This window comes from Leptospira adleri, assembly GCF_002811985.1.
Taxonomy (GTDB): Bacteria; Spirochaetota; Leptospiria; order Leptospirales; family Leptospiraceae; genus Leptospira; species Leptospira adleri.
On record NZ_NPDU01000066.1, the window covers coordinates 1 to 24,412 of the forward strand.

General features: G+C 41.7%; 17 protein-coding genes. 11 read left to right on the forward strand and 6 right to left on the reverse strand.

Annotation, left to right across the window (positions count from 1 at the left end):
* Positions 1–301: 301 nt before the first annotated feature.
* Complete coding sequence (locus CH376_RS18935) at positions 302–847, reverse strand: GyrI-like domain-containing protein (protein WP_100787259.1); 546 nt, start codon at positions 845–847, stop codon at positions 302–304.
* Between the two features lie 812 nt (positions 848–1,659).
* On the opposite strand from CH376_RS18935, the gene CH376_RS18950 reads away from it, so the two are divergent.
* From CH376_RS18950 to CH376_RS18960, 3 genes are read left to right on the forward strand one after another with little or no spacing between them, the layout of a single operon-like run.
* Positions 1,660–2,499, forward strand: coding sequence for an ankyrin repeat domain-containing protein (locus tag CH376_RS18950; protein ID WP_100787262.1), 840 nt, complete (start codon positions 1,660–1,662; stop codon positions 2,497–2,499).
* Entirely contained in the window at positions 2,496–3,182 is a 687-nt protein-coding gene (locus CH376_RS18955) for a TetR/AcrR family transcriptional regulator (protein WP_100787263.1), read from the forward strand. Before CH376_RS18950 ends, CH376_RS18955 begins: the two co-directional genes overlap by 4 nt.
* A 16-nt stretch (positions 3,183–3,198) precedes the next feature.
* Positions 3,199–3,918, forward strand: coding sequence for a PPK2 family polyphosphate kinase (locus CH376_RS18960; protein ID WP_100787264.1), 720 nt, complete (start codon positions 3,199–3,201; stop codon positions 3,916–3,918).
* A gap of 262 nt (positions 3,919–4,180) precedes the next feature.
* Here the strand turns inward: CH376_RS18960 and CH376_RS18965 are convergent, their stop codons facing one another.
* Both CH376_RS18965 and CH376_RS18970 read right to left on the reverse strand, forming a co-directional pair.
* Positions 4,181–4,939, reverse strand: a complete 759-nt coding sequence (locus CH376_RS18965) for an LIC10244 family PerRA/PerRB upregulated protein (RefSeq protein ID WP_100787265.1) — start codon at positions 4,937–4,939, stop codon at positions 4,181–4,183.
* A 253-nt stretch (positions 4,940–5,192) separates the two neighbouring features.
* On the reverse strand, positions 5,193–5,876 hold the full coding sequence (locus tag CH376_RS18970) for a YqjF family protein (protein ID WP_100787281.1): 684 nt from the start codon (positions 5,874–5,876) through the stop codon (positions 5,193–5,195).
* Positions 5,877–6,160: 284 nt separating this feature from the next.
* Here CH376_RS18970 and CH376_RS18975 point away from each other — a divergent pair, with 284 nt between their 5' ends.
* From CH376_RS18975 to CH376_RS19000, 5 genes are all read left to right on the forward strand, one after another.
* Positions 6,161–7,585 carry a zinc metalloprotease gene (locus CH376_RS18975; RefSeq protein ID WP_125231977.1) on the forward strand — a complete coding sequence of 475 codons (1,425 nt, stop codon included), beginning with the start codon at positions 6,161–6,163 and terminating at the stop codon, positions 7,583–7,585.
* Positions 7,586–7,608: 23 nt separating this feature from the next.
* On the forward strand, positions 7,609–8,133 hold the full coding sequence (locus tag CH376_RS18980; protein ID WP_100787267.1) for a hypothetical protein: 525 nt from the start codon (positions 7,609–7,611) through the stop codon (positions 8,131–8,133).
* Between the two features lie 467 nt (positions 8,134–8,600).
* The gene (ccrA, locus tag CH376_RS18990; RefSeq protein ID WP_100787268.1) at positions 8,601–9,848 is read left to right on the forward strand and encodes a crotonyl-CoA carboxylase/reductase; all 1,248 of its coding nucleotides are present in this window, start codon (positions 8,601–8,603) and stop codon (positions 9,846–9,848) included.
* Positions 9,849–10,192: 344 nt separating this feature from the next.
* A complete protein-coding gene (locus tag CH376_RS18995) occupies positions 10,193–13,066 on the forward strand; it encodes a SpoIIE family protein phosphatase (protein WP_100787269.1) in 2,874 nt (957 codons plus the stop codon).
* 183 nt (positions 13,067–13,249) lie between these two features.
* The gene (locus tag CH376_RS19000) at positions 13,250–15,616 is read left to right on the forward strand and encodes a dual specificity protein phosphatase family protein (RefSeq protein ID WP_100787270.1); all 2,367 of its coding nucleotides are present in this window, start codon (positions 13,250–13,252) and stop codon (positions 15,614–15,616) included.
* Between the two features lie 9 nt (positions 15,617–15,625).
* Here the strand turns inward: CH376_RS19000 and CH376_RS19005 are convergent, their stop codons facing one another.
* The 3 genes from CH376_RS19005 to CH376_RS19015 all read right to left on the reverse strand — a co-directional run bounded on the left by CH376_RS19005 (position 15,626) and on the right by CH376_RS19015 (position 21,463).
* Positions 15,626–17,764, reverse strand: a complete 2,139-nt coding sequence (locus CH376_RS19005; protein ID WP_100787271.1) for an adenylate/guanylate cyclase domain-containing protein — start codon at positions 17,762–17,764, stop codon at positions 15,626–15,628.
* A gap of 149 nt (positions 17,765–17,913) precedes the next feature.
* Positions 17,914–20,028: an adenylate/guanylate cyclase domain-containing protein gene (locus CH376_RS19010; RefSeq protein WP_100787272.1), complete on the reverse strand. Its 2,115-nt coding sequence runs from the start codon at positions 20,026–20,028 to the stop codon at positions 17,914–17,916.
* Between the two features lie 139 nt (positions 20,029–20,167).
* The gene (locus tag CH376_RS19015) at positions 20,168–21,463 is read right to left on the reverse strand and encodes an adenylate/guanylate cyclase domain-containing protein (protein ID WP_100787273.1); all 1,296 of its coding nucleotides are present in this window, start codon (positions 21,461–21,463) and stop codon (positions 20,168–20,170) included.
* Positions 21,464–22,301: 838 nt separating this feature from the next.
* Here CH376_RS19015 and CH376_RS19020 point away from each other — a divergent pair.
* From CH376_RS19020 to CH376_RS19030, 3 genes are all read left to right on the forward strand, one after another.
* The gene (locus CH376_RS19020; protein WP_100787274.1) at positions 22,302–23,060 is read left to right on the forward strand and encodes a hypothetical protein; all 759 of its coding nucleotides are present in this window, start codon (positions 22,302–22,304) and stop codon (positions 23,058–23,060) included.
* A 90-nt stretch (positions 23,061–23,150) separates the two neighbouring features.
* On the forward strand, positions 23,151–23,822 hold the full coding sequence (gene lsa25.6 / locus CH376_RS19025) for an Lsa25.6 family adhesin (RefSeq protein WP_100787275.1): 672 nt from the start codon (positions 23,151–23,153) through the stop codon (positions 23,820–23,822).
* Between the two features lie 205 nt (positions 23,823–24,027).
* Positions 24,028–24,412: transposase (locus CH376_RS19030; RefSeq protein WP_207769131.1), on the forward strand; the 385-nt coding region annotated here is incomplete at its 3' end.

Below are 24,412 nucleotides of genomic sequence, written 5' to 3' on the forward strand. Positions count from 1 at the left end.
CTTTTCATAATTTTTCTGAAAAGATTCTAAAGGCATGTTTCTGAGACTCGAAAGAATAGCTTTTTTGAACCCGATTCCTAAATTATTGATCTGGGGAAAAGACGACAAAGTGGTTCCCTTCAAAAATAGCGAAGTTGCGCTTAAAACTTTCAAAGGGATCGCTTTTTTTCCTTTAGAGAACGAAGGGCATATCCCCCATTTCGAATCTCCGGAAAGAATCACACCCATTCTTCTTGAATTTTTGAAAAAATAAAAAGTAGGAACTCACACCTATCGAACGGCCCCTACTTTTAAATGGCTTCTAATCTAACGGAACCAAATACGTTGTTTTGTGTTCCGTGATCGGCTCGTAGATTTCCATGGAATATTTTCCTTTCAAGTTACAACCTCTTTCTTCGCAAGCCTGGAATACTTTCGGATAAACTTTATAGATTCCTAAAAAGATAGAAAGGAAATTCCTAAAAGGAAATTCGGATAAGACGTATCTTTTTTTGGGAATGGTCCTCAACTTCAAATCGAGCGACAATCCTTCCGGAACTTTCGACAAGGGTTCGCTCAATATCGCGCCGACTTCCGAACGAAGTTTGTCTTTGGGAACTTCATTGGGATTGTCCAAATAGATTCCAAAAAGTTTAAAATTTTGAATTCCTTTCGCGGGAAGTTCTTTTTGTAACACTTCAAAAGTGGCGCCAATGTTATTGTAATCGCCGATTCGCTCGTGCGATAAAACATACAACGGCCCGAGAGTATCTTCTTTTACTTGAACCCGATCGAACGCACCCAAATAAAATAAAAATCCCAATAAGCACGACACTATGATCAGGATGGAAAGGGTTAAAATTTTCATGTTCACCTCAGAGATTTAAAATCGGAAAGAATGGAAAATAAAATTCTATTGCCTAAAATTGATAAGAATTTTTCTGAAAGACCGATCTTTTTTTCATTCAAGTAAACCCTGTATCTCAAAAACACAAGCGAAAATAGAAATAAAAAATAAGAATGCCGTGATTTGACAATTTTCCCTTTAAAAAACAAACCTGAATTCCTCATTTTTTTGAATTAAAGAATCCGTTTAGAGCGCCCTTTCCATTGTCCGAATTGAAAGCCCGAAACGATGATCCGATAATACATTCTAAAAAATGAATGTATCCTATTTGATCGTCCAAAAGGCCGGATCGTGGGTACTTTCAAAAAGAGTCCTCTTTTTAATTCTTCCATGCAAGTTTCTTCCGGCCGAAGGAATCTCGCAGTTAACTCCGCAAACCTCTTTTTTGCATTATTCTCTTCAAAACCCGAATCCAATTTTTCGAAAGAACTCTAATGTTCGATGCGCAATGAAGAGTCCCCAATCCAAAACGAAAGTTCTCATTGGATAAATCGGATCGTTTTCCGATTCGGTAATAGTGCCGCTCGGTTCTTTAGCTCCATATCGTAAAAAAGGAAAGATCGACGGAATACCTCCTCTCGATTGGTTACGGAATTTTATACCTTAGATTTCAGTGGGGACAAACCCACTTATTTTTACTCTCTCTTTGGTCGCCGGAAAGACAAGTTCATTCAAAGAAAACTAAAATATTTTTGAACATGTTCAGAAATTTTGATTTACAGAGAAAGTGCAGCCAATTAATATTTGAACATGTTCAAATTTGGAGTAAAAAAATGAACCGATTGATCATTTTCCTCTTGTTTCCGTTCCTTTTAGGAACCGTATCCTCCGTTTACGGAGATTCTCAGAGCGACTTCTTTGAAGAGGTTCGCAAAGGAGATCAGACAAAGATAGATAGGATCCTGAGTAAGGAACCGGAATTGATAGAATATACCGATAGCAGAGGCAGAGGAGCCGTTTTTTACGCGATCGAGAGCGGAAATCCGAAAGTTTTAAAATACACTTTGGATCGATACAATCCGACTGACAGAGCGGATAACGCAGGTGAATATCCGATCCATCTTGCGGCCAAGTATCCCGATCACAAGTTATTAGAACTGCTTCTTGAACGCGATTCCTACTTGGAATATCTAAACCGAAACGGCGAAAACGCTTTGGATGTCGCTTTACAATACGGCAACACGAATGCTGCGGCCCTTTTGATGGCAAGGGGTTTGAAGGCTTCCAAACGACAATCCGGCCCGTTTACAATCGGACTTTATTCCGCTTATCTAATCATCAGCATCCTTATGACAATCTGGGTCGCGAGAACACTTTTTAATAACGGAAGAATCTTTTTGATTCAGATGTTTAACGGAGAAGAAAAATTGGCCGACTCCATCAACCACCTTCTGATCGTTGGATTCTACCTAATCAATATCGGCTACATCAGCCTTTCCTTGACTACCAGCCAAAAGCCTTTAGATCTGGCAGAATGTATCGAAGTCCTTACCACAAAAGTCGGAATCGTACTTTTGATTTTAGGAGCGATGCATTTTTTCAATCTGTTCTTGTTTGCAAAGTTCAGAAAAAAAATCTCGTCCAGTTTTGGAGAAGCTGAAGCCGTAGCATGATTCGAAAAAAAGCCAAACCCGCGGGAGAAACCGGTAAGTCGCAACAGACCCGGTCTCTCCTTTTTAAAACCGCAATCTCGTTATTTCAAAAAGAAGGTTATGATCGGACTACGATGCGGGCGATCGCCAAAAAAGCGGGGCTCGCAGTCGGGGCGACCTACTATCACTTTAAAACTAAAGAGGACATAGTTCTCGAATTTTACAGACTTACTCAGGAAGAAGCAAACATTCAAAATATTGAATTTTGCAAATCAGAGTTCGAATTGAAAGCGAGAGTGAAGAACATTATCCGCTTCAAACTCGGTCAGTTTCAAGGATACGAAAAATTTCTACACGTTCTCGCGAGAAGCGGAGGCGATCCCGGACATCCTCTTTCCCCTTTCAGCAAGGAAACCGAACAAATCAGAGAAGACGCGATTTCACTTTTTAGAAACGCGATCGAAAATTCCAAAAATTCGATCCCTGAAGACTTAGTGTCCGAGCTTCCTTTTCTATTCTGGCTCTTACAGATGGGTTTCATTTACGTCTGGTTATTCGATTCTTCCTTAAAAAAGAAAAAAACGGAAACTCTGATCGAAAAAGGTTTGGATCTAATTTTTCAACTTATCAAACTTTCCTCTCTACCGCTCTTTCGATCCGTTCGAAAATCCGTTTTATCCATGATCGAACTTTTTAAAAATTGAATTCTTAGAGGTTAGAATGAATTTAAAAGACGTCGAAACGATTCCTTCTCCGGATAAGATCAAAGAAGAAGTCCTCCTCAAAACCGAAGAACATCTCAAAGACCTTTCCAAACTTCAGGAAAAATTATACGCAAAGAAAGAACATTCCGTTTTGATTCTTTTGCAAGGAGTTGACACCGCGGGAAAAGACGGAACGATCAAACACGTTTTCGCAGGTTTAAACCCGCAGGGCTGTTCCGTTAAGGCTTGGACAAAACCGAACGAGGAAGAAATTCAATACGACTTTCTTTGGAGAATTCATAAGTATGTTCCGGCGAAAGGTATGATCTTCATTCACAATCGTTCTCACTATGAAGACGCGATCATGCCTTTGATTCAGAAAACTCTTCCGGAAAAAAGAATCAAAGAAAGAATGGAGTCGATCCGTAATTTCGAAAAACATCTTTCGAGAGAAAACAACACTCTCATTCTAAAATTCTTCCTGCATATTTCCAAAGAAGAACAGAAAAAAAGAATCGAAGAAAGACTGAAGGATCCGGATAAAAAATGGAAGTACGATCCTTCCGACGAAGTCACTCAGGATCGTTGGGACGACTATCGAAACGCATACGAGATGATCTTAAACGATAAGGAACAGGAAAAAGAATGGAATCTGATTCCTTCGGATAAGAAGTGGTATCGAAATTATAAGGTCGCAAAAATCATCTGTAAAGAATTGGAGAAGATCGTTTCTTAGAACGAAAGTCAGATCCGATTTTGAAAATTCGAAAAGATATTTCTTTCGGGAACGTTTCAGTCGGGCTTCTTTTCCGAAGCAAGCGAATTTTTGCGAAAGAATTTTGTAGGAACTCCTACAAAGCCCAATCAACTTGATTGCAATTTTATAAGAATTCAAATTTCCAGCCGCGACGACGCTGTGCGCGAAAAAAAAGCCGGGGTTTCCACCCGGCAATTTTCTATCCCCTAACTAAGGAATCCGCTTAAAATACGCTTCGATTCTAAAAGTCCCGATTCATTCCTCTTTTCGAAGCGAATAGACCGAGGATCTTCAGCTGCGCCTCTTTTACTTTTTCGGAGCCGTCATAAGAATCGTCGGACTTCATAAGTTCTTTCATCAACCACCGAGAAGATTCTCGGTCCATAAAATCTAAAACTTGGATTACGAGCTTTTCACGAACGCTCTTCAGAGCTCCCGCCAAATCGGGAAGACTGATTTGTCTGAGAAGATCTTTCAGTTCGTTGTGAGATAGAGAATGAAAAGCGCGGCTCAGAAGAATATCGGAATCGATTTCCGGTTTGGAATTACAAAACTCCGCGTAAAAATCATTGAGAAGAATCGTATCGATCTCCTTTCTTTTTTGCATCACGTAGTCCCAAAAATTCTTCCGATAGGATTCTCCGAAAAAGGATGCGACCTTTTCCAAAAAGACGGATATATGCAATTCTTTCTGAATGGCTTCCATTCCCTCGAGGATTACGATTCTTTCCAAGAGTTCTTTTCCTTCGTAATTTCCGGAAATGATATAACCTTTCAAAATGTTTCGAACGTTTTCGGCGTCCATTCCGATTCCTAAAAGTTCGAATCCCTTTCTCAAAAGAAACGGGTGTTTTTCGGAATTGAACTCATCGATCAAAAAATATTTTCCAAAGACATAACACTTCTCGCAGAGTTCGAGCATCATTCCGAAAGTTCTTAAACTTTCCTCTTTCTCGTCGTCTTTGCAAAAAAGCTGATTCGGTTTTATGTGTGCCAGCATGTCTTCGATTCTCCGATTTCTCTGATTGATTTTCTAAACGTTTTCCGTTCCAAAGAAGAATTCGGAAGATGGAAATTCGTCGCATAGAAAGATGCAACAATAGACGAATAAAGGGAGTTCGTTCGAACCTTTTGGCCGAAAATTCCCGCAAAGAATTCAAAATTCGTTTCGGATTCTTCTTTGCTAATCCTTTTGTTTTACGGCTTCTTACGCCTTTAGATTGAATGGACGAGGATTTATTGTTTGAAATTTTCTACGAAACGAGGACCAAAGGATAAAGCAATACTTGGATCGATTCTGAATAGTGAACGAGCGGTTCGCATCCAGAATCAGGAATGCCGTGGCTCCGCAAAATTTCGTTTTTACGAATGATACATTCTCCTTTCTGAAGAGGCCAAGGAAGATGATGAACCTCTCCTCTATAAATTCTTCCCTTTGAATCTTGGGAATAAAGACAATATCTTTCGGTGAGCCAATTCTCGAGAGTTCCTCGTTGCGATCGATACACTTCCGAAATCGGTTTGTAATCCGCGTGAAATTCGGCGTTAGTTGCCCGATGATCTTTTCTCTTGGAGAAGAATTCTTTTCGATTCTGATTTTTCCGCATCGAAATCGCGGCGTTAAGATAAGGGAGATGAAAAAATTTTCTCGCGATCTCAACCGCAAAACGATTGCTCGCGTCCAAGCTAAAAAAGTAAACCCCTTGCTTTTCTCCGTTCTTCACATAGGTTCGAACGTTCAATTCCGGAAAATTAGAAATCCAAGGCAACGGCGGAAGGTGGATCGGGCGGACTCCTTTCATCCGAAATGGAACCAGACCTATGTAAGCCTTCCCTTCAAAAAGATCGGCTTCCAATCCTTTCGGCAGAACTTCATTCAAAAATTCCTTCGGTATCTCCCAGTGCAAAAACGCCAATTCCTCCCAATACTGAACCATAAACGGTTTCGATTTAGGCAAGGGCCAAGGCCGATGCGCCGTTTCTTCCCTTATGTTTTGAAGAGATAAAGAAATCATTGGGAGAATCTTTTGCTCCGGTTGATTTGATGGAATATATTTTTTACATTTTCACCGGAATCTTAACTCTTTTTGAATCCGTTTTTGATTTTTTTCTATCCCCATTGAAACAGTGTCATTTTATAATTTTCACCATTCTTTCAAAAAAAGGAAAAAACCTGTCTGATTCGTTTTTGCGAACTGATAGGAATAGAAAAAGGTTAGATATGAAAAAGAACGCTTTGAAATTATTTATGGGACTGAGCCTCGTCACTTCGCTTATCAATTGTCCCGGCGGAGGCGGCGGTTCGGATATGACTCCGATTCTATTTTTACTGATGGGCGGAGGGGGCTCCGCAACTTCCGGGGGCGGGAATACTTCTTCTCCTACAACTTTGGCCGCGCCTTGTATGGAAAAGAATTCATTTACGATTTCGAGCGGAACCGCCTGGACTTTCAGCGGCCTTCCTTATTATTATTCGAGCGCGAAGACTTACACACTTTCTCCTTCCAAACCTTCTTCGATTTTCTATGCAAAGCAAGATCATACGTTCACAAATCCGAACGCAGACTATAGACCCGTTCTCCCCACTTTTTACGACTCCAATGGGAGCAACTATTTGGGAAGAGAAGGTTGGAACGTTTTCACGGTTACTTCTATGAGCCCATACGGTTACAACGGCTACTATTATGTGAATAAGTTTATCAACAACACCCTTTCCTCGGGCCAAGTCAACGCGGTAGATTTCAACTTCCCGACCAATCCGGCGACGATCAATGCAAGCGCTTCGATCATCACGAACTGCAGAACTTTGGATTCCGACGAACGATCCTTGTCCGCGGCCGGCGGGACTTCCAGCTCCAACGGTTTGAATAAGGTCTGGACAAACCGAAAGAAATTGAACGTGAATCTTATCTTTATCAAAGACGGTAACACTCGGGCTTATCCGAATCCGACACAAGCAGGTTTGCAGACGGCGCTCGATCGTTGGAAATCGATTTATTCCCAAAACTCGGTCAAGATCGACATTCAATTTACAGTGACGGAATTGGATTCTTCGGAGTTCTTAAACGTCGCTTCGTTATCCACGGATTCCTATAACACGACGGGGAGTTTAGGAAAACTTTTTTCTTCCACTTCTTCCGTTCAATCCGATGTCGCATTAAATCTTTATATCGCAAGAGACGAAACCGAGGTTGGAGGCGTTCTCGGAATTTCGGGAGGAATCCCCGGCACCGTCGGTCTCAAAGGAACTCCTCAATCGGGAATGGCGGTTTTTATCGAACCTCATCGTTCTTCGGGTGTTCTCGGTTCCGTATTGAGCGTCGCGGACCAAAATTTCTTAGGAGATACGATGGCTCACGAAGCGGCGCACTTCTTGGGACTTTTTCACACGGTGGAAAGCGCGGGACAAAGCGGAAGCGGTTATCCGAATTATACGACGGATCCTCTGATCGAAACTCCGATCTGCACATCCTCCAGAAACACGAATGGAAACGGAAGAGTCGATATCAGCGAATGCAGCGGAACCGGTTTTTTCGACTCCGGCTCTTTGAACCTGATGTTTTGGGCGGGAGACGGAGTGACTCAGCAAACACAACTTACCGGAGAACAGGGATGGGTCCTAAGACTAAATCCTCTCGTTTATTGAAATAAATTAGGAAAATAAAATATATGAAAAACATAATTCTTACCTTGACTCTTTTGACTGCGATCGTCTTACCTTTGTTTGCCGGGAATTTGGATCCTCAAAAACTTTCCGAAATCCGTTCGTTCCTTTCCGGAACGAGACATTTAGAGGATTTAAACGAGCTCAAGAAGAATTTAGAAACCTACGAAGCGGATCCGTCCCCCTATCTGATCGCGATCGTAGAAGAATCCGGAACCAGGGTTTACGTGAAAACCAGGGCATTGCGCTTGCTTCAATTTTATCCTTCCGAAACGAACACTCAGTTTTTGGAATCTAAAATTTCCGCGAACAACGAACACGAATCCGTTCGTAAATTTGCGATCCGGACGTATGCGATTTCTCAAAAAGGTCAAACTTCCAAAGTGGAAACATTTTTAGGAAAGTATCGAAACGATGCAAACCTAGGGACTTTCGTAAATCGAACTCTTAAAGAATTGAACTCCCATCCTCTCCCGGAAAAGCACGATTCTTCCAAACGACAAATTGACAGAAGTAATTGGAAGAAGTAGGAACTCCTTCGTTTGCACGACTTCGAGAAAGTTCATTTGTCCAAGGGATGTAGGAACTCCTTCGTTTGCACGACTTCGAGAAAGTTCTCTTGTCCAAGGGATGTAGGAACTCCTTCGTTTGCACGACTTCGAGAAAGTTCTCTTGTCCAAGGGATGTAGGAACTCCTTCGTTTGCACGACTTCGAGAAAGTTCTCTTGTCCAAGGGATGTAGGAACTCCTTCGTTTGCACGACTTCGAGAAAGTTCATTTGTCCAAGGGATGTAGGAACTCCTTCGTTTGCACGACTTCGAGAAAGTTCTCTTGTCCAAGGGATGTAGGAACTCCTTCGTTTGCACGACTTCGAGAAAGTTCATTTGTCCAAGGGATGTAGGAACTCCAGCAAAGTCCTATCAATTCTTGTTAAAAACGCGGGAACTCCCCTAAAAATTGGTGTAGATCAAATACCAAAGTTCAGAATTCTGTGCACATGAGCCAAATTGAATCCGTTCCAATCGGAACCCTCCCACCCCTGGGACAGGTTCCTAAAAAAATGTATGCACAAGTCGTTCGTCCCGAGCGTTTCGGAGACCCGATCAAAGCCATTCAGGAAGAACTCATCGATGTTCCAGAAATAGCTCCGGACGAAGTTCTCGTCGCGGTAATGGCAGCCGGTGTAAATTATAACAACGTTTGGGCCGCTCTCGGATTTCCCGTGGATGTAATCGGCGCAAGAAACAAAAAAGGCGAACCAGAGAAGTTTCATATCGGTGGATCCGATGCTTCCGGTATCGTTTATAAAGTCGGAGCCGATGTTAAGAATGTGAAAGTCGGCGACGAAGTCGTCCTCCACTGCGGAATCTGGGACAAAAACGATCCTTGGGTAAAAGCGGGAAAAGATCCAATGTTCGCGCCTTCTCAGTTGATCTGGGGATACGAAACGAACTGGGGTTCCTTCGCACAATTCTGTAAGGTGCAAGACCATCAGTGCCTCCCAAAACCGAAACACCTTTCTTGGGAAGAAGCCGCCGCTTATATGTTAGTCGGTGCGACCGCCTATAGAATGCTTCATCACTGGAAACCGAACGACGTACAAAAAGACGACGTGGTTCTGATCTGGGGAGGAGCGGGCGGACTCGGTGCGATGGCGATTCAAATCGTAAAAGCCGCGGGTGGAATTCCGATCGCAGTCGTTTCCGAAGACGATAAGTTCGACTTCTGTATGAAGTTAGGCGCCGCGGGCGTAATCAACCGTAAGAAGTTCAATCACTGGGGAGCTTTGACTTCCGAGATCAACAAAATGGAAAAATTCGCAGAATGGACCAAGTCAGCTCGCGAATTCGGAAAGGCCATCTGGGACATCGCAGGAAAAGGAAATAATCCTAAGATTGTTTTTGAACATCCGGGAGAAACCACGATCCCGACTTCGATGTTTGTCTGTGAAACCGGAGGAATGGTCGTGATCTGTGCGGGAACTACCGGCTTCAACGCGACCGTGGACTTACGTTATCTCTGGATGAGACAAAAACGTCTTCAAGGTTCGCACTTTGCAAACGACGAAAACTCCAAAGGTCTCAACGACCTAGTCATCGAGAAGAAAGTGGATCCTTGTCTTTCCAAAACTTTTGCTTGGAACGAGACCGCAGCTTCTCACCAGTTGATGAAAGAAAATAAACATCCTGCAGGAAACATGTCTATCTTAGTGGGAGCCGACAAACCGGGATTGGGAAAAAAATAATTTCCAACTCTTAATTCGCCGGTAAACCCCGAAATCCTTAAATGGATTTCGGGGTTTTTTTATTTTTTGGAAAGAATCTAGTAATGAGGAATTGCTCCCGGGCGAACTGTTAGTACAATAAATGTCCAATTATGATGTCCACCTGACAGCCGATTGGTCCCGATTTCTTCCGAAAGTAAAAATAGAATCCTTTACATACGAATAAGAACCGAGAGTTCCATCATTGGTTATAAACCAAAATAGCGAATATTAAATAATAAGAATAATTACCGTTTGACTCTTCGCCTTGATGTCGTTTTAATATTTTTTCGAATCTTGTACTTTTTAAAATCCAAAAAGGAGTCATGGTGGATAACATTTTCAGACTTAACTACTATTCGATAGGCTATGTTTCAGCGACGATGTTTTCAGCGTTTCTCCTAGTTTACCTTTTGTCATTGCGAAACAAATCAAAGCAAACGTGGTTATTGATCGGATTTTTCTTTTGTACTTTCATTTTTAATTTCGGATTTCTTTTAAGAGCGTCCGTTTTCAGTGAAGGGATCGCGAAACCGGCCTGCTTTTTGATCGCGCTCTATACTTGTTTTTCCAATCTGCTCTTGTCATCCTTCGTATATTCCTTTCCACGAGATCGGACGGAAAAGGAGTCTCGCATTGTATTTTTAGTTCTCGCCATCGCAGGATCCATCGGATACGCATATTACATATCGGAAAATATCGATTCTCCGATTGTCTATAACTTCGACACTCAACTTTACGAATTTCAAAGCCCGCAATCGACTGCTCCCATGGGAATACTTCATTTTCTTACGTTCTTGTGGATTTTGACGGTGATCGTGCGCAAAGCGATTCGTGAGGAATTAGAATTTAGAATCAAGGAAAAAATAGAAACGAAAGGTCTCCTTCGTTTGCACAGTCCGAATGCGAATATTCTACGCGCTTTCGGACAAGCCATTTTGGTTCATACTATCTTTTCCTCCATATATGTTCTTTACGCGACTAAGAAAATTCCGTTCGCCTACTTTCAGTTACTACTGACCACCGCGGCTAGTCTGCAGCTTTTTATCTATACCATAGCTTACTTAAACAACTCTCCTCAACCTTCGACCTTTATGATGAAACTTGTAGGAGTGACTTTGGTTTCGACTCTTACAATCCTAAGCGCCGTATCTAAAATTAGCCTTCAAATCAACGAATCCTTTTTTGACGAAATCCGTCGTCTTGAAACAAAACAACTCGTAAAAAGAATCGATCAACTGAACGAAAATGAAATCCCTCCAAATCTTCTGTATATCGCCTCATTCCCGCGCACTCAAGGTTTATTTTTGCATAACTTCAACATCGAATATAAAAAACCCTTATCGATCAATGAAAACATCCTCTTTCAAAGTGAAATGGAGGAGTTGGTACGCTATATAGATCAAGTCGACTCAAACAATTTCTCCGAAACCGACCTTTATCGGAGTTATTACCATTTCGACGAATCATCTCCGCAATTTTCTAAACGTCTGTATCGCGTACTTGAAACAAAAAACGAAGAAAGAATATTATTAATCCGTTATGTATTTAAATACGGAGATCGAATCTACGAAGTAGGATATCCGTTCGAAATATACTTGGCAACGGTCCATTTTATAGCTTTCAAAGTATTGATCGCAATTTTAATTTCGACTCTTCTCATTCTCTTGTTATTTCCTCTCTTTCTAAATGGCGGTCTGATCAAACCGCTCATTACCCTTTTGAACGGAGTAAAAGAAGTCAATCGAGGCAAATATAACGTAAGACTACCGATTCAAGCGGAAGACGAAATTGGATTCTTATCTCGATCCTTCAACAACATGGTGGACTCAATTCGCTCCTCGCAGGAAAAGTTAAAAAAATTCGCGGACACTTTAGAGGAAAAGGTGGAAGAAAGAACCAGTGAACTTCAAAAAAGCTTAGATACTGTGCAGAAATTAAAAACAAAACAGGATTCAGATTATTATCTGACTTCCCTTCTCATCCAGCCCCTTTCCCAGAATAAATCAGACTCGAAGAACGTATTGGTTGAATTCTTAACGGAGCAGAAAAAGAAATTCCAGTTCAAACGTTGGTCTTCCGAAATTGGAGGCGATCTTTGTGTTTCGAGCAAAATTACGTTAAGAGGAAGGGATTATACCGCGATTCTGAACGGAGATGCGATGGGAAAATCAATGCAAGGCGCGGGAGGCGCTTTAGTACTCGGTTCGGTTTTTAAAGCGATTGTGGAACGTTCTCGATATTTGGACGTAATGAATCAGTATCCCGAAACTTGGCTGAAAAACGCGTTTATCGAACTCCATAATATTTTTACAAGTTTTGATGGAACGATGATGGCTTCTAGTTTTATTTCCTTACTCGAGGACCAATCCGGAGTAATCTACTATATAAACGCGGCCCATCCTCTACCCGTATATTATCGCCAAGGAGTTGCAACGTTTCTTCCTCATCGATTTCAATATAGAAAACTTGGAATGCACATTAACATAGAAACCGATCTTTTTATCAACCTATTCAAATTAGAAGCAAACGACGTTCTTGTAATCGCGTCCGACGGAAGAGACGACATTCTTATCGAAGATGAAAACGGAGAAAACATGAACGACAACGAAGAATTTTTTCTTCAATGTGTCGAAGCAGGAAACGGAAATTTAAAAAATATCATAGAGCAGATAAAAAATAAAGGAGAAATAATAGACGACATCTCTCTTGTCCGCGTCGAATATAAACTCTTCAATCCAACCGCCGAAATCAAAAGCGAAGAATTTGCAAGGATCTTCGATCAATCAGTTCAGCACTTTAAGCGAAGGAATTACGAAGAATCTATATCGATTCTTGAATCCTTCATAAATAGAAATCAAGACTATAAAAGAAATAGGGAAATTTTAAAGCAGCTTACCCTAGCACATTTTCAAACAAAAAACTATGTGAAGGCTTTAGAAGCCGCGGTTTCATATATGGAAGTAGCGCCGGAAGATTCTGAGGTCCTTTTTATTATGGCGGAATGTCACAGGAATGAAGGAAATCTAAAGCGGGCAGCGGACCTTGGAGAACGTCTTAGACTCAGATCTCCCAAAGACAAAAGAAATACGATTCTGCTTTCCGAAGTTTACGAAGCGTTAGGCGATCCGAAACGAGCCGAATCATTGATCGCCGAAGTGAAATATTTTGAACGTGATGAACGGACTTTCAAAGGATAAAATAACGGGAAGCTCCAAAGTTACCGCCTCCTTTCCACCCCGCTGAAGACTTAAAAAAACCGTTTGCTTTTTTTAAGTCCACACTCTAAATTCCTCCACCAAGCGGTTCCTCTAAACTTGCTTCCTTCAAAAAGATCGAGTTTCAATCTTAGAGTCGCCGAATCGATTCTTATACGAAAACCAATGCAAATTCCGAAAGCAATTCTTTTGACTCAATGTCTTCAAAACGATTTTACTTCTCTTCTTGAAAAATACGATCCGCTTCCGAACGCCCTCCATGTCGGTTACCAAGAGGCAAAACGACTCTTGGGGGAAATGATAGAATACGGTCCGATTCATTCTTTGATAGAATGGGCTTATTCCGTAGACCCGAACGATCTCTGGATCGTTCATATTCGGGATTGGCACGACGCTTCCGATTCTTCTCAAAAAGATCATCTCAGACAATTCGGATCGCACTGTATCAAAGATACAAAGGGCGCCGAGTTCGTATTCGAATCTTGGCTTCAAGAAGAACAAAAGAAAAGACATCGAATCGTCGACGCTTCGGGATTAAACGACTTTGTAAAAACGGATCTTGAGGAAATTCTCAAACCGTTAATAGGACATCCTTTGAAAGTCGGGATTTCCGGGGTTTGGACCGAAGCCAAAGTTCAATTTCTCGCATACGATATAAAAACGAGATACCCGGAATGGGAAATCGCAATCTGCTCCGCTCTAACGGCTTCTTCTTCGATCGGAATGCACTTTATCGCATTGGATCAATTGAAGGAAATTTTAGGGATAAAAATTTTTCCGTCGATCGGCGCTTTCACCTCTTTCCTGAGCGGAACGGTTCCGAATTTAGAAAAGAGAATCACACACTCTAGAATATCGGCGGATCATTTTCGATACGAAGACGATTACAAAGTAAAAGAAACGGACGAAAAATTGCTTCTTTATCTTTTTAGAGACTGCAAAGAAGTCGAATTTAAATGTTTGGACGGAGGTTTTTCCGGCAATGTCGTATTAAAATCCAAATCCGTGGATCATATCGGACACAACCAGGTTCCGTCCGTTATAAAAATCGGTCCTCGCGATCTCATCGCAAGGGAAAGAATTTCCTTTGAAAGGATCGAAGAAGTTTTGGGAAACAACGCTCCGTCCATCGTAGATTTCGCCGAATTAGAAGACAGAGGAGCGATTAAATACCGTTATGCGGCGATGCTGGAAGGAAACGTTCGAACGTTCCAGAAAACATACGAAACTACCGAGAATATCGAAGAACTTAAATCCATTCTTGACACCGTATTTTTAAAACAATTGTCGAAACTCTACGACGCTTCCGTACAGGAAAAATTAAATCTATTAGAATATTATGATTTTCAATCGAAATACGCGCCCGGCGTCAGAAAAAGGGTCGAGAAGATTTCGGGAAGACCGGCGACGGGAGAAACGATCGAAATCGATCCGGGAGTAACGGTTCCGAACGTATGCAAATTTTACGAGGAGGATCTCGTAACTCTTAAAGAATACGCGGCGGTTTCCCATTATACTTCATACGTCCACGGAGATCTGAACGGCGCCAATATCATCTTGGACGCACAGAACAACGTCTGGCTGATCGATTTTTTTCACACGCACAAAGGACATATTCTCAAAGACTTAATCAAACTCGAAAACGACATCCTCTACATCTTTACTAAAATACAAAATGCGGAGGAATGGCGGGAAGCGATCGAATTAAGCGACGCTCTCTTAAAAGTAGCCGATCTTGGAGTTTGCCTTCCGTTAAATCCTAAAACGCAGTGGAAACATTCCAAGATAAACAAGGCTTATTCGGTAATAGCGCACCTCAGATCATATTATCCTTCTCTAATTAAGTTGGATCGCGATCCCTATCAACTGTTTACGGGAGCCCTTCGTTATGCGATGCATACTTTATCTTTCGACGAGTCCAGCGAGTGGCAAAAAAAATGGGCCCTCTACTCCGGCACCCTTTGTATTACCGGAATCAGGGAATACATCCGAAGATCCAAAACTCTTCGAATCGATTTTCTGAAATTCGAATCCGAAAAAGAGGACATATCTCGAATCGGACTTACGATTCTTCCCGGCCGAAAAGATCGGGAAAGAAATCTGAACGAAGACATTCAAACGATTCGAAGAGAAGGAATCACGCACGTCCTTTGCCTGCTTACGGAGAACGAATTTACCGAATACGGAGTCAAGGATCTAAAAGAAGAATACAAAAAACAAGGACTCGACGTCTATTATTGTCCGGTCCTGGATCAAACGGCGCCTTTACTCGAACAAACCATTCCCGCGCTGAAATGGATGGACCAAGCTCTTTCGAAAAAGGAAAAACTTCTCATTCACTGCGTAGGAGGATTAGGGCGTTCCGGAACGTTAGCCGCCGCTTATACGATTTGGAAAGAAAAAGTCACCGCGAGCGAGGCCATTTCCATGGTAAGGGAATCCAGAAGCGAAAGAGCGATCGAATCCAAAATCCAGGAAGAATTCTTATCGGACTTTGAAACAGTGGTGTTGAACGATAAATCAGTATATTAGAATAATTGATTATTCTCCCAAGATGGTCACGCCGTGCCAGTTCTCGGGAACGCCGAAACGACAATGGTGCACCGATTTTTCGAGATACACTCTCGCGGCCTGGTCCGCTCGATTTTTTTCAAGAATCCTGTTAAAAACGACGCAGGCTTCTTCGAAATGTTTTTCCCTAAACATCAGAACACCGCGTTCAAACTCCTCCCGCGTATCCATGTAAGAATCGATCAGATTTTCGGAAAGACCGTTGAAAACTTCCAAAACCGTATGGACCGTTTTTTGATCCCGGATCTGAATTCGATCCACGACTCGATAGTGATATTTGGACGAATTTGTTAAACGAAATAGAGTGGAATCCGTTATCAACAGCGATGACTCGTAAGTTCTGCTGAGTTGCCCTATTTTGGTGACGACGTTTACGGAAGAAGAGATAACGGTACTTTCCATTCTTTCCGCTTCTCCGATCGTTCCCAACAAAATCGGTCCCGTGTGAATTCCGCTTCCGGAACGGACGGGATCCTTACCGTTCGCAATTCTTTCCCGATTGAATTCCCTCAAAATTCTTTGGATCTCGATCGCGCTATCCAATGCCTTTTCAGGTTCGGGAGGGAATAAGGCTAAAAAAGCCTCGCCGAAATATTTGTCTATAAACCCGTCTCGTTCCCGGATGATCGGACCGACCTTGCCTAAAAAGGAATTGATGAATTCGAAATTCTCCTTTCCGTTCATTTTTTCCGAAACGTCGGAAAAGGCCCTGATTTCGTTATAAAGAAGACTCATTTCCTCTTCGACCGTATCTCCGAGCTTGATCTCAAGAATATCATGTTTATTTAATATTTTCAGAAGTTCTCTCGGAACGAAAAGACCGTAGGAAGAATTCACCTTCCTCAGACTTTCGGACATGTCCTCCACCGCATCGAACGCCAGCGAATATCTTTTTGCAAGAAGATAGGCTTCCGAAAAGATAAACGCAATCAATCCGAACGGCGCGAGAATAAACGTAGGAATGATTCTTTTATTATAAAAAATATCCTGACTGTAAGCCAAAAAGAAAAGAAACAATCCGATCAGAATGGAAATGGATCCGGGCTTTTTCCGGACCAGTGCAAAAATCAAAACGTAAAAACCGTAAGCGAAACATAAAAAAGTAAATACGTAATAATATTCGATCGTTCCGGTAAACAGAACTGGATCCTGAGAAACTACGACTAAAGAAAAAATCGAAGCTATAAAAACCACGGCATAGTGAATTTCTTTTTTGACTTCGTCCGGAAACAAGGCCCTCAAAAACGCGGTCGCGAGAGGGGGAATCAGATAAAAACTGAGATATACGATTCTCATGTGAATCTGATAGTTGATTCCGGGAAAGATTACCTGAATCAGATTCTGACTCGTACTGAGTTCCCGGAAACAAAATACGAAACAGATGATTCCGAAATACAAAAGTGCCGCGTCCTTTTTTCTCAGAAAATAAAGCGTAAAGTGATACAAGGCCATCGCCGCAAGAAAGCCGAATAGAAAAACGTCCATAGTCATTCTTTTCTCTCTCAATCGAATGACCTGATCCTCGTTTCCGAAAATCAATCTTGCGGTCAACCCGCCTCTGGCGTGATAAAAATTAGAAAGAGGAATTCGAATTTGAAATTCGTTTTTCTGAATTTGAAACGGGATGACCCTTACGTTCCATTCCGGAATCGAGGAGTCCTGCGTTTTTCCGGGAAAGCCGTGCGATCCGATTTTTTTACCGTCGATCCAAATTTCATAAGCGGTCTCCGCCGTTTCCGCGAGGAGCGCGAACTTTCTTGGCTCCTGACTCGGAGGTAAAATCACTTTCAAAAAATATGTTGCGATTCCGGTTCCGGGATAATTTTTACCTTCGGGAGTTTGTATTCGAGTCCAAGCCTTTGGAACGGGCATCAGTCTATTTTTTTCGGGTTCAACGTCCTGATTTTCGGCAAACTCATTCCAACGAAAGATCCAATCGCCTTGCATCGCGACCGGTCCGTATTCTTCAAAATTCCAGGAAGTTAAATCCAAAACTCCGGAAGACGCAGATACTTGAGGTCGATCCGCTTCGCCGAGACACTGGGTCAAAACGAAAATCAGACCGAGGAAAATCAAAACCTTCTTTTTCTGAAATCTAAATAAACTCATGGGAGGTTTTCTTTATTTTCTTTCCCACTTACGCCCTTGGTCAATAAGAATATTGAAAATCGTATTCTTTACTTTCAGTTAAGAAGCAATCCGAAAAAATCGATCCATCGTTTTCAAAAAGATAGATCTTTTGCATTACAATTCCGTGATCAAACGTCTAATATGGTAATACCGTCCCAATTGTTCGGAGAACCGAATCTACAGTAGTGAATCGATTTCTCAAGATACCAGCGCGCGGGCTGATCTAATTTATTTCTTTCTAATACGCGGTTGAACACGACGCAGGCTTCTTCGAAATTTCTTTGTCTAAAGTGGGAAATACCTCTTTCAAATTCCTCTTTTGTGTCCATAAAAAGATTTAAAAGAGAATCGGGTTGTCCATTAAAAACTTCTAAAATAGTTACGATCGAGTTGTGACCTTTGAGCTGAATTCGATCCAAAACACGCATCTGATACTTTTCAGGATTTTCCAGACTAAAAAGAACGTGATCCGTTATCAGTATGGAAGAATCGAACAGACGACAGAGTTGTCCGACCCTCGTCGCGAGAGTCACCGAAGCGGAAATCACCGCCCCTTCCATTCTTTCCGCTTCTCCGATCGTCCCTAAAAGAATCGGACCTCGGTGCAAACCGGTCCCGACTCGAACGGCTTCCTTTCCGTTTCCGATTCTTGACATATTAATTTCTCGTAATATATCCTGAATTCCGACCGCGCTCTCCAGAGCGTCTTCCGTCTTTTGGGAAAACAACGAAAGAAAAGCGTCTCCGAAATATTTATCGATGAACCCGTTTTTATCCCTGATCAGAGGACCAACCTTGCCGAGATAAGAATTGATGAATTCGAAATTCTCCTTTGCCGAAGTTTGATCGGAAATAATCTGAGAAGGCCGAATCTCGTTGTAGAGAATCGTCATTTCCTCCTCGGCGACGTCGCCTAACTTCACTTCGATGAAATTATTTTCGTTGAGAATTTTTAAAAACTCTCTGGGAACGAATAAGCCGTATGACGTGTTCGTTTTATTCAACGTATTGGTCAGGTCCACGATCGCGCCGAAGGCTTGAGAATAACGCCGAGCCAACAAATAAGCCTGTGAGAAAAGCATCGCGAGCAGACCGATCGGAGAAAAATATCCGGTGTTGATGATTCTTTTATTGTAAAGCGTATCGTGAACGCTGACCAAAAAGAATATCAGCAATCCGTTCAATAGAAGAACGGCTCCGCTTCTCTTTCTTAAAATCGCAAGCGCAAGAATATAAAATCCGTAAAAAAAAGCGACGAACGTAAAGCCGTAATACGCGTCGATCGTTCCCGTAAAAAAGGAAGGCGAAGTGATCAGAACGATCACCGAAGCCAGAGTCCCGAACGAAATGATTCCATAATATACGTATTCGTTTAATTCCATGGGAAAAAGGGAACGAAAGAACGCCGCGAAAATCGGAACCGTAAGGTAGAACGAAAGATAAACGATCTTACTATGAATCGAATAATCCAAACCGGGAATCAAAATTTGAATCAGATTCTCTCCCGTGCTGATCGCGCGAAAACAGTAAACGAGACAGAGAACTCCAAAAAAGAGAACCGACTTTTCCTCTTTGCGAAGATAGAATAACGTAAGATGATAGAGGGCCATGATCGCCAAACTTCCGAAAACGAAAACTTCGATCGTGAGTCTTTTTTCGCGAACGGATTGGATGGAAGCGCTCTTTCCGATAAAAAATTTTCCCGTCAACCCACCTCTTGCGTGATGAAAATTCGAGATAAGAATTTTGAGATCGAGTTCTTTTTCGGAATTCAAAAAGGAAAATATTTTTTTATTCCATTCCGGCCTCGAACTTTCCGAACTGATTCCCACCGTTCCGATCGAACCGAGTTTTTTCGAGTTTACGGAAAGTTCGTACGCGGTTTCGGAAATATCCGATTGGATCGAAAGCTCTTGACCGACTAAAGAATCGGGGAGTTTGATCTTTACAAAATAAGTTGCAAAACCTTCGGAAGGGAATCGATTGCCGTCCGTGTTCTCAAGTTTCACCCATGACTTAGGAACCGTCGCAAAGATGGAATTATCGGTCCAAGAGTCCTGCGAAAATTGATTCCACAAAAATCGAAATTCTCCTTCGAGAAGAGCGGGGCCGTCCTCGTCGAAGTTCCACTGAGTAAGATCGATGATTCCCTTTTCCGCTTTCGGGAACGGAATCGATTCCATCCAAGAACAGGAAACAAAGAGAAAAATAAAAATCCAGGAATAGATCCTCGGAGATTTCATATTCTTATCCGATAACTCGAATCGGAAAAATTGTCTTCGAATCGAGAGGAAAATTCCTAAGATGTTTCAGTATCATGTTAGTTCGGTTTAAAGCGGAATTCGATTGTGAAACGATATTCTCCTTTAAGAAATCGAGCGGTCAATGAATATTCAAACTATATAAATCAATTTCCGTTTCTCTTCCTTTCACTTTGAACTTACCGAGCGATTTGCATTGTATCCGATTTTCCTCGGAAAGAAGTTCGTAAACGGTTGAAGAAAAAAGAATTTTCTCACGAAGAGAAGAACAAAGACCTTCGATTCTGGAAGCGGTGTTCACGCTGTCTCCGATGACCGTAAAATCCAATCTATTTTTGGAACCGATCGGTCCTTGAACGACTTCTCCGTAGTGAAGGCCGATGCCGGATTCCAAGATCGGAAATCGCGTTAGACTCCATTCTCGATTGAGGTTCTCCAATTCTATCTGCATCTCCTTGGAAGCTCTTAACGCGGCGTCCGCCGGAGAATCCACTTCCACAAGTCCTCCGAACACGGCCATGATGGCGTCTCCGATGAATTTATCAATGGTTCCTCCGTTTCTAGAGATACAATCCGCCATTCGATCGAAGTATTCGTTCAATTGAAGAATCAACCGGTCCGGATCCGACTTCTCGCTCAGAGAAGTGAAAGATCTCAAATCGGAGAATAGAACGAGAACCTTTTTCTTTTCGGTTCGATCGGTAACTCCTTCGCTTAACAATTTCTCTTTTACTTCTTCCGAAACGAATTGTCCGAAAAGTCTGGAGATGTTTGATTTTTCTTTTTCCCTTTCTAAAACCTCGGAGAGAAGACGTTTCGTATTTCTTACAAGAACGCCCACTACAATTCCGGAAAAGACCATCATCAAAGATTTGAAAAAGTAAATCGGAGGATCCGTAAGATCGTGCCACTGAAGAACGTCCCTTGAGTGAATCTCCAAAACTCCGTCCTTGGAAAGAATATAAAAAATAAAATATTGAATGCCGCAATAAGAACCGGAAAGAATCGATAGCCTTTCATCCATTGCAAAACCGGAAAGAATCACCATAAAAAAGTAAAGATAAGAAGCGGGCCCCGTGATGTAAGTCGCGGCGCCTAACGGAAGATAGGTTTCCGCGAGGACATACAAAATTCCCGGAAGCGTGGAATAGAATAAGATTACGAAGTAGATCCGGGCGCCCTTCGCCATTTTGAATTTTGCAAGAAGATAAAAGAAAAAGGAAACGCCGCCGCCGATCAGCGTCCATAAAATCGGGACCTGCATTTGAAAGACGATTCCCTCTCTTTGCATCCAAATCAGAGCGATCGCCGAAGTTGTTCCCAAAATAAAAGAGTAGAAACTGACTTTTTTCAAAGTAGAATTGATCTCGAATTCCAAATAAGAAGAATAGGATTCTTTTTCACGAAGACTTGCCATGACTGGGGGAATCTTTTAGGGAAGAATTAAAATTCCAAGAATTTTTAAAGAAGAACCCGAACGGAGTCCAAAAAGAGGGAGGATTTTGAATTCCGAAAAATCCATTTTTTTTAGCGTTCATTCCCGTTTTTTTTAACGGAAACCGAACAAGAAAGGCCCAAAAAGTTCGACCGAAATTCTACGTTACGCGTCTTTTCTGCGTTTTTATCGAATGCGACATCTTTTGAACCAATAAATTTAGCAAAAAATCTTACAAAATAAGAAATTGACCATTGTTGTAGAGAAAGATAAAAGAAATCCTAAGACAGCTAACGCAAGAATTTGCAGATCGCGTCTGAGCCACCTAACAATAACAAGGCCTAAAAAAGCGCGCATAACGCGGTAAAGACCGCCCCACTTTGCATTTTTTGATCCGACAATTCCGTTATTGTAAACTTTTTAGGGAAATCTCTGAATTCCCGCAAATATGTTAAAACAAATTAGAATCCTTCTAATCAAACTCCTAAAAAACAAGAAATCGACGTTAGGTGACAAAATAGCAGAGATATAAAAAATAAATTTCGAATGTTTGATTAAAAAACTATTTTCAAAATTTTTTTCAAAAAAAATCACAATCGCTGTCTTAAAATGAAATTTACTGTCTTTCTGAAATCTACTTTGGGATATATTCAAAGCATTTTGGATTTGGATATCCCAAAGGCATACTTATCTACAAAAGTACAAACTTGTTACAAAAAAATTTTGACAAAGTAGATCACTTTTCATGGAATCAACTAAATTTGTTAACAAGTAAAATAACTTTAAGTGTTAATGAAGTTAAAACAGGAGATTTTTTTTGATGAAAAGTAACATTATGAAATTAGCGGCAATTGCAGCATTTATGGTTGTTTTGTCCGCTTGTAAACCAAAGGACAAAGATGACAACACTACGATCGGAGCGTTGGTCTTATTGTTGGATCAAACTAGCGGAAACTGCGCGACTGTGCAAAAGAATAGTGCCACCACTTACACCGCAACCCTTTCAGCTATTCCAAAAGGCGGGTGCAACCAGGCTACTCTATTAGGCTCTGACTTAGCCTCCTCAATATTACTCGGAGCAGCTAGATTTGATGCAATTTCTGCACTCTCTACTTCTTTGGGTTGTTCTGCTGCGACAAATACTGCAATTGCAAATGCTAAAACTGCGGCGGCGGCTACTACACAAGCAACGTTTGATGCTCTTGTTGCGCAATTTAGATATTTCCCGATTTCGGATCTTAGAGTTGAGGCGATTGTTCCCCTTTCGGCAGCGGGATCCACTCTAACCACCCTTGGCTTCTCACAAGCTGAGATTTTAAGTCTCAATCGTTTAACTTTGGACCAAACTAAATTGGCTCAAACAACGCAACTTCTTGGAACTTATGCGACGGGGGCAGCCGATGCGGCTTGTGGAACAGCGATCGCAAATAACAATAAAACTGCTTTCGCAGGTATCCTTGGTTTAGATTCTACTGCGACTACCAAGGCTACCGTAAAAGGAATTGCTAGTGCTAATTGCCAATACGGAAGTGCACCTGCTGCGACTTCTAAATGCGCTACCTTAAACACTGAATTCTAATTCTTGAATCGTGTTTTTCCTATAAGGGTCATCTTTGGATGGCCCTTTTTTAATTTTTTAACTTCGACCTTCCAATTATAATTCTTTCTAATGAAATATTCCTTACATTTAATTTTCCTAATATTTTCTTGTTTGTTCGGAAATTGTAAGTCGCCTTTCGAAGCGACATCTCACGACCAAAACAAAGATAATAAAATAGACAATATTCTCTATACGAAAACCGATTCTAAGATCGCAATTTTTATGGAAACTTTCGAAAATCAAAAAGAAGTTCCCGACGATTGGATGTGGTTAAAGATGAACCCGGAAGATCCGCAATCTTTTCAGTTTCTCTACAATGAGATTGCTTCCAAGGATCCGCAAAAAGTGGATCTGAAGATTTGGTTCGGACCGGGAAACCTAAAGCTCGTGGAGAAAGACGATAAAGATCAGGACGGCTTTTTCGAAACGACTCAGTATTACAACCGCTTTGCCAAACCGAAAATCGGCAGCGGCATCATTGCGAGGATCGAAATCGACTCCGATAAGGATCAAAGACCGGACATCTGGATTTTTCCTATGGAAAGAATGGAGTTAGACACGAACAAAGACGGATTTCCGGACAAACTCGTATCCGATCCGCAGATCGTCCGAGACGTTTTGAAGGATAGAAAACAAACCGGAATTAAGTCGAGTCCCCTTTCCTCCGGTCAGTCTTGGGCATTGCATCCCGAGCTTATTCGAGACGAGACTCTAAAAGCGACGATTCCATTTTCTCTCTAAGGCATTTTCACGCTGTATCACAAGATCATCCTCGTTGATGTTCCATAACGCGAAGATACATTATTACATTACAATGTGATAATGTATTATTCTTCCGTTATTGAGATAACGTCCTAAAATTTTCGCAGATTTAAGAATGAATGAGAAGGCTCTCCTTGCCGATTGAGTTTGTAGCGATCAAATTCAAAAAAAGGAGAACCCCCCAATGAGGGCAGAAGAAGAAAAAGCGCACCTGAAAGTAATTCAAGTGGATGAGACCCAGCTCAAGAAAGACTTGAGCGAACTCGTAAGAGGCTCAGTGGAAGAAACGCTGAACGCTCTCTTAGATGAGGAAGCGGATAAACTCTGCAAAGCCTCAAGGTATGAGAGAAACCCGGATCGAGTAGATACAAGAGCGGGTTCGTATAATAGAAACTTCGAAACAAAAGCCGGAAAAGTAAAGTTAAAAGTTCCGAAACTTAGAACAATTCCGTTTGAGTCGGCGATCATCGATCGATACAAACGAAGGGAGAGTTCGGTAGAAGAAGCTCTCATGGAGATGTATCTCGCTGGAGTTTCTGTTCGGAGAGTCGAGGATATCACCGAGAGCC

Excerpts from the sequence above, each read along its gene's own strand:
- CH376_RS19020 (WP_100787274.1), top strand. The coding sequence starts at position 22,302 with ATGAAAAGTAACATTATGAAATTAGCGGCAATTGCAGCATTTATGGTT.
- CH376_RS18960 (WP_100787264.1), top strand. The coding sequence starts at position 3,199 with ATGAATTTAAAAGACGTCGAAACGATTCCTTCTCCGGATAAGATCAAA.
- ccrA (WP_100787268.1), top strand. The coding sequence starts at position 8,601 with ATGAGCCAAATTGAATCCGTTCCAATCGGAACCCTCCCACCCCTGGGA.
- CH376_RS18995 (WP_100787269.1), top strand. The coding sequence starts at position 10,193 with ATGGTGGATAACATTTTCAGACTTAACTACTATTCGATAGGCTATGTT.
- CH376_RS18935 (WP_100787259.1), bottom strand. The coding sequence starts at position 847 with ATGAAAATTTTAACCCTTTCCATCCTGATCATAGTGTCGTGCTTATTG.
- CH376_RS18975 (WP_125231977.1), top strand. The coding sequence starts at position 6,161 with ATGAAAAAGAACGCTTTGAAATTATTTATGGGACTGAGCCTCGTCACT.
- CH376_RS19010 (WP_100787272.1), bottom strand. The coding sequence starts at position 20,028 with ATGAAATCTCCGAGGATCTATTCCTGGATTTTTATTTTTCTCTTTGTT.
- CH376_RS18950 (WP_100787262.1), top strand. The coding sequence starts at position 1,660 with ATGAACCGATTGATCATTTTCCTCTTGTTTCCGTTCCTTTTAGGAACC.
- CH376_RS19005 (WP_100787271.1), bottom strand. The coding sequence starts at position 17,764 with ATGAGTTTATTTAGATTTCAGAAAAAGAAGGTTTTGATTTTCCTCGGT.
- CH376_RS18955 (WP_100787263.1), top strand. The coding sequence starts at position 2,496 with ATGATTCGAAAAAAAGCCAAACCCGCGGGAGAAACCGGTAAGTCGCAA.
- lsa25.6 (WP_100787275.1), top strand. The coding sequence starts at position 23,151 with ATGAAATATTCCTTACATTTAATTTTCCTAATATTTTCTTGTTTGTTC.
- CH376_RS18965 (WP_100787265.1), bottom strand. The coding sequence starts at position 4,939 with ATGCTGGCACACATAAAACCGAATCAGCTTTTTTGCAAAGACGACGAG.
- CH376_RS18980 (WP_100787267.1), top strand. The coding sequence starts at position 7,609 with ATGAAAAACATAATTCTTACCTTGACTCTTTTGACTGCGATCGTCTTA.
- CH376_RS19000 (WP_100787270.1), top strand. The coding sequence starts at position 13,250 with ATGCAAATTCCGAAAGCAATTCTTTTGACTCAATGTCTTCAAAACGAT.
- CH376_RS19015 (WP_100787273.1), bottom strand. The coding sequence starts at position 21,463 with ATGGCAAGTCTTCGTGAAAAAGAATCCTATTCTTCTTATTTGGAATTC.
- CH376_RS18970 (WP_100787281.1), bottom strand. The coding sequence starts at position 5,876 with ATGGTTCAGTATTGGGAGGAATTGGCGTTTTTGCACTGGGAGATACCG.